This is a genomic window from Acidiplasma cupricumulans, from assembly GCF_001402935.1.
GTDB lineage: Archaea > Thermoplasmatota > Thermoplasmata > Thermoplasmatales > Thermoplasmataceae > Acidiplasma > Acidiplasma aeolicum.
In genome coordinates, this window is record NZ_LKBH01000033.1 from 1 (window position 1) to 6,370 (window position 6,370).

General features: G+C 33.0%; 6 protein-coding genes and 1 pseudogene. 4 read left to right on the forward strand and 3 right to left on the reverse strand.

The window, feature by feature from the left end; translation table 11 throughout:
* Nucleotides 1-68 precede the first annotated feature (68 nt).
* The 4 genes from AOG55_RS01300 to AOG55_RS01315 are packed head-to-tail and all read left to right on the forward strand — an operon-like array spanning nt 69 to nt 3,884.
* Nucleotides 69-1,205 carry a peptidase U32 family protein gene (locus AOG55_RS01300; RefSeq protein WP_048102003.1) on the forward strand — a complete coding sequence of 379 codons (1,137 nt, stop codon included), beginning with the start codon at nt 69-71 and terminating at the stop codon, nt 1,203-1,205.
* Nucleotides 1,192-1,899, forward strand: coding sequence for an MBL fold metallo-hydrolase (locus AOG55_RS01305; RefSeq protein WP_048102002.1), 708 nt, complete (start codon nt 1,192-1,194; stop codon nt 1,897-1,899). The genes AOG55_RS01300 and AOG55_RS01305 overlap by 14 nt, the downstream gene beginning before the upstream one ends.
* Before the next feature lie 59 nt (nt 1,900-1,958).
* Entirely contained in the window at nt 1,959-2,654 is a 696-nt protein-coding gene (locus AOG55_RS01310; protein WP_048102001.1) for a metallophosphoesterase family protein, read from the forward strand.
* A 48-nt stretch (nt 2,655-2,702) separates the two neighbouring features.
* On the forward strand, nt 2,703-3,884 hold the full coding sequence (locus AOG55_RS01315; RefSeq protein ID WP_048102000.1) for an MFS transporter: 1,182 nt from the start codon (nt 2,703-2,705) through the stop codon (nt 3,882-3,884).
* 1 nt (nt 3,885) lies between these two features.
* Here AOG55_RS01315 and AOG55_RS01320 read toward each other — a convergent pair whose 3' ends face one another.
* The 3 genes and pseudogenes from AOG55_RS01320 to AOG55_RS09080 all read right to left on the reverse strand — a co-directional run.
* A complete protein-coding gene (locus AOG55_RS01320; RefSeq protein WP_048102178.1) occupies nt 3,886-4,389 on the reverse strand; it encodes a LeuD/DmdB family oxidoreductase small subunit in 504 nt (167 codons plus the stop codon).
* Nucleotides 4,382-5,632, reverse strand: coding sequence for a 3-isopropylmalate dehydratase large subunit (locus AOG55_RS01325; RefSeq protein ID WP_048101999.1), 1,251 nt, complete (start codon nt 5,630-5,632; stop codon nt 4,382-4,384). The genes AOG55_RS01320 and AOG55_RS01325 overlap by 8 nt, the downstream gene beginning before the upstream one ends.
* A gap of 173 nt (nt 5,633-5,805) precedes the next feature.
* Nucleotides 5,806-6,370: pseudogene (locus tag AOG55_RS09080) on the reverse strand (DDE-type integrase/transposase/recombinase); the annotation flags it as partial.

A 6,370-nucleotide genomic window follows, 5' to 3' on the forward strand; every position in this document is an offset into this window, starting at 1 on the left:
ACGCTCTTCCGATCTATATATTTAGAAAAAAATTAAGGAATAAATATTAAATATTGATAAATAAGATTATGAGACTTGTAGTAGGAACAAATTTTGACGATAATTTAATAGAAGGTGCATCCAAATATCCTGTAACACACATGTTTGGAAGTTTTAAAAAAACAATAACAGGCCATGGCAGGGCAGCATTTCTGCTTCCAGATATCTCGGATGAGGGATTTAAAAATCATATAGAACTCATGCATGATCATAAAATTAAATTTTTATATGTAATGAATAGTGCAACCCTAAATACCGGTGAGTATTCAGGAGAATACAATAAAAAGTTGAATATTGAAATTGACAGGCTTGTTAATATGAATGTTGATGGATTTATAGTTGCACTTCCATTTCTTATTAAAAAAATAAAAAGGGATTATCCAGATATGAATGTTTCAGTATCATCATTTGCACGTGTATCATCAATGAGGGAAATTGAAGAATACGCGGGTCTGGGTGTAAATACAATAATACTTCATGAGGATACCACACGCGATTTTAAATTTTTGGAGGCAGCACATGAATTTGCAATGAAAAATAATATAGATCTTGAACTTATTACAGATAATTCATGCCTTTTTGGCTGTCCGTACAGGAGAACCCATGATATTGTATCTTCTGAATCAACAGTTACAGGGCAGAATAGCTTCTGGTTTGAGTATCCAATTATGTTTTGTTCCACAGATGTGCTTAACGATCCAAGGAATATAATAAAGATGCGCTGGATAAGGCCTGAGGATACATACGAATATGAAAAAATAGGCATTGATAGATTTAAAATTGCCTCAAGGACAAAAAGGACAGATTGGATATTGAGATCAATAAAAGCATATTCTGAAAGAAATTATGATGGAAATCTTTTGAACCTTTTAAGTTTTCCCCAGGGAAATGCAATGCCAAGGGTGATGGAAAAAATAAATGGTCCGGATAATTACAGGATATTAAGAGATGTAAGGATAGATAACAAAAAATTTCCAAAATCATGGATTAACTTCTTTAAATATAATGACTGTAATTCAATGGACTGTAATGTATGCAAATACTGTGATAAAATTGCAGATGCAACAATGGAAATAGCAGGGAAAAGCATAAAAAATTATGGCATTAAAAGATTTGATGTACCGATAGAGTTAATACCAAGGTTTGGTCACAATGAAACTGACTGAAAATTTACACATACTTGAAATACTGGAGCCTAATTTTTTTGGCACTGTACTTAACCACAATGTGGTTTTCATTGAAAATGCCTATAAAAACGGTCTGGTCATGGTTGATACAAGTCTTCCGGGAAATATGGATTTAATTTCCAGTTTTTTGAAAAAAATACACTACAGTATAAACGATATTGCATATATTATTGTAAGCCATTACCACCCTGACCATAGCGGAAATGTAAATGCAATAAAAAATATATCAGGAGCCAAGGTGATAGCACATGAAAACGAGGAGGAAGCACTCAACAATTATATGATTTTTAAATTAAAATACAGGGATGTTAAATCAGTATTAAATACAAATAAAAAAGAATTCTATGATACTGTAAGGCGCATAAATAATATAAAGCTTGATCCCATTAAAATTGATATTAAAATTGGCAGGGAGCAGAATCTCGGGAAATTAAAAATTATAAATTCTCATGGGCATACGAGAGGGCATATATCAGTTCTTTACAATGATATATTAATTGCAGGTGATGCAATTAATAATACCATGCATCCAATGCCTCCCTTTAGATTTTTTTGTTATAATTATGACGAGGCGGTGACATCTTACCACAAACTTATAAGGTTAAAAAGCAGAATTATAGTGCCATTCCATGGAGAGATATTTAAAAGGGAGGATGTAAATAATATATATTAAAAATTTTACATATGAATATTCTTACATAATTAATATATATTAAATATGCATTATAATGCATGAAGGTAATTATTGTATCTGATATCCATGGAAACTATGAGGCACTGAAGGCACTTGATAAACTTGAGAACTATGATAAAATGATCTTTCTTGGGGATGCAGTGGATTATGGCCCGCAGCCTGCAGAGGTTATTGATTTTCTAAGGTCTGAATCTGATATTAATATTATGGGAAATCACGATTATGCCGTTGCATATAATACATCATGCAACTGTTCTGCAGATATGCTTCAACTGAGTGAATTAACCCGCAGGGAAATATCACTGAAGCTTCTTTCTGAAAATGACATTAATTTTATAAAAACATTTAAAAATAATTATGATTTTCAAATAGATAACCTTAATTTATATTTAACCCATGGTTCACCATACAATAATTTAAACGGTTATGTATTTGCATCTGAGGCTGAAAAAATATTTAGGGATAAGGAATTTTTTAACAAATATGATTATATTGTGCTTGGCCACACACATTTTATGATGTTTTACAGGAACAAGATCATAAATCCCGGCAGTCTTGGACAGCCACGTGACGGTATATTAAAACCAATGTATGCGGTTCTGGATACCAGTGATAATTCTATAAATTTTAGGCGTATTAGCAGTTATAATTCTGCAAAAATAATAAACCTTCTTGATGGGTATCTTAATAATTTTACAGAAGAATTGAACAGGTTAAAAAAGTTTTATCAATAAATACTTTACTTATAATTATATTTATAAATATGCAATATATTTACCTCAATGGATTACAGGGGAAAGGCCGTTCTCATACACAGTGCAAGGGCAGTATATGCAGTTAACTGGATGGATATAGCACCCGCACTAATTTATATAAAATCATATATGAACCTAACCTCCGTGCAGCTTGGACTGGTGGTAACCTCTTTTTATATTGGTATTTCTATATTTCAGCTTCTGGGTGGTTACCTTTCCTCATTTATTGGTGATAAACAAACATCATTAATTGGACTTCTCTTTGTTGGCATATTTGCGATAACCTCAGGTTTATCAACAAACTTTTTAGAAATATCGATTTCAAGATTTCTGGCAGGGATGTCTGCCGCATTATTCTTCTCACCGGCATTGAGCCTGCTGGCATCCATAGTTCCATCCGAGAAATATTCATTTCATATTGGTGTGTATAATGGCGCATTTAATATAGGCGCAGGCACAGGTGTTATTGGCTGGGCCATTCTTGATATTTATATTGGATACAGATATGCATTCTTAATAGCAGGTATAATAACGGTAATGCTCTTTTTGGTGCTCTATATATTATTTAAAAATATACCAAACATTAAAACTGAGAGGTCCAATATTAAAAAAAGTCTGTTGCAGGTTTTTTCATCAAAAATGATTATATTCATAGCATTTATAGGCATTGGAAGCATGATTTCAGAAACAATAATGGGCCAGTTTTTTGTTTATTATCTGGAATCACTGAGTTTTTCACATATAACGGCAAGCACGCTGGCATCAATATATCTATTAATAGGATTTTTCGGGGGTGTTCTTGGTGGTTATCATTTTTCAAGAACAGATCATAAAATTCGCGTTTTTCTTCTCCTTAACATACTTATTGCAGCACTTCTTGCAATTACGGCCTTTATCTTTAATTATATTGAAATCCTTATTGTTGTTATTGCCATGGGCATGTCAACAGTATACGGCATTTCTGTTACATACACCTTTGTAAGGTATATGGCCAGAAGGGACCTTATATCATTATCATTATCATTCGTAAATTTTGTGCAGCTTCTTGTTGCGGCAGTCATACCTGTAATTTTCACAATAGTCTATACAGCATACAATTATAAATTAGCATGGATTGCTATGGCAATTTTATCCGTTTTATTTATTCCATTAATACTCACAATTAATAAAAAACTTGAAGAGATAATTAAAATAAAAACCAGCGTTTAAATTATAATGGTTCTCCTAGCAATCCCTTATTTTTCAATATATTTATTATGCCTCCAGCATCAATTATTTCCATTAAGAATTCTGGCAGCGGCCTGAATTTAACAATTTTACCGTTGGATATATTCTCTATGTAATTGCCATTAAAGTTGATTCTCAGGGTATCACCCTCATCGGCCATGCCTGTAATTCCGGGAACCTCGAGGGAAATTAATCCTGAGTTTACGGAATTCCTCATAAAAAGTCCGTTAATAGATTCTGCCAGAACGCAGGCAATGCCAAGATTTTTTAAATTATCAGCAGCAGGTCTGCTTGAACCTGTTCCAAAATTTTTGCCTGCCGCTATGATATCCCCCTTATTTACCATCCTAGCCCATCCAGGCCTGTTTGCATGCATGGCGTAAAAAGGCTTATCATTTTCCGGGAGTGTGTAACATATCTGTGGATACATTAAATCCGTATTAATATTGTCCTCGAACTTCCATACCCTTCCTGTTATATTATTCATTTTCATCACCAGTTATATAACCGTTAACTGCGGAAAGTGCCACGGTCCTGGCCGATCCAAGATATATCCTGGATTTTGGTGACCCCATCCTTCCCTTAAAATTTCTGGTTGTTGAGCTTATAACAACGTCCCCATCAGAGGAAACGCCCATATGGCCTCCAAGGCATGCCCCACAGGTTGGATTTGTTACCATGCCACCGGCCTTTATTATATTGTCTATATAACCAAGTCTTATGGCCTCTTCATAAACTTTCATGGAAGCGGGTGTTACTATTAATCTGACATTTTTATTTATTTTTTTATTTTTTAAAACCTCAGATACATCCCTAAGATCAGATAACCTGCCATTTGCGCAGGAACCAACCACCGCAAGATTTATTTCCACCTTACCAAGCTCTGTTACAGGCCTAACATTGTTTATTATCTTATCAGGTAAGGCAACCATGGGTTCAACATTATCAAGATCTATTTCATATGTTTTATAATATTCAGCATCATTATCTGGATATACCGGGTTATAATTTTTAATGCCAATCCCTTCCAAATACTCTTTAAGAATATCGTCAAAAGGAAACACCGCAAATTCAGCACTTAATTCCGCACACATTGTTGATATCGATGACCTTTCATCCATATTTAACGTTTTAATTCCAGTACCGGAAAATTCAATGTTCATATTTGGAATATCGCCTATTATCTCTGCCATTTTAAAGAAAACATCCTTTGCAGAAGCTCCCTTTTTTAATCCGTTTATAAATCTAACATTTACAGTTTCACCTGCTATAAACCACGTTTTGCCTGTTGCAATAATACCCATCATTTCCGGTGTCCCCAGACCCCTTCCAATGGCATTAAAAGCTCCAGTTGCAACTGTGTGCGAATCTGTATTTGCTATTATTGAACCTGGTAGAATCCATCCAGATTCTCCAGAAAAAACATGTGAAATGCCTCCCCTGCCAACATCGTAAAAATCCTTTAAGCCCCAAATTTTTGCAAGTTTTCTTAATTTATTCACCCTGTTTGCTATCTCTATATTTGGGGGTGGAACAAAATGGTCAAATATTATTGCTATTTTATCCGGGTCGAATGGTTTAATAGGTGGGTTATTTACAAATTCAGGGTGCAGGGCTGCCATATCCACAATAATTGCCCTATCAACACTTACAGTAACTATATCACCGGGAGAGACTGATTTTAAATTATCCACAGAATGACTTTTCAGGATTTTTTCTATTATGTTCATTGACCATACATAATTTTGTATTATAAAATTATTACTATTTTAGTACAATTAGTACGAATTTAGCATAATAAACTTTATACTGTAATGTATTGATATATAAATTTATTTATTATTTTTTAAGTTGTGTTGTCCCATTATTATTTCCTTTATATACTTTATAAACTTATAAGTTTTCATTTTACAACCATTTTGGATTTATATGCCATTACAGGTGTAACAATATTATCACCATCTGACAATGAATCATGCATCTCTCATAATTATAATGGTATACAAGCCCTTACAATGTACTAAAATATGGCCTTAATGATTTAATTGTATAATTTAATCTCTCTAATTTACCATTGGTTTCAGGATGATTTACCCTTGCCAGTATATGCTTTATATTATTATCATCCAAATATTGTTGAAACTTATTTTTATCTCCTATTATTCCATTCTTTCCATTTGAGAAGAATTGTGTACCATGGTCTGTTATTATTTCCCTTGGTTTACCATATAGTTCTATTGATTTTATTAATGTATTTATTGTATTATCTATTGTTTCCTCACTGTATACACCTAAACCCACAATGAATCTCGATGCATCATCCCCGATTATTATTAATCTCTCATTTTTATTATATTCATTCTATATGCCATAGTGAATTGCTGTTAGACCTTTCATACTTTACATACTTTCTCTGTTTTTTCTTGTTTTTATCCTCATTAACCATATTTAATGATAATAATATTTTA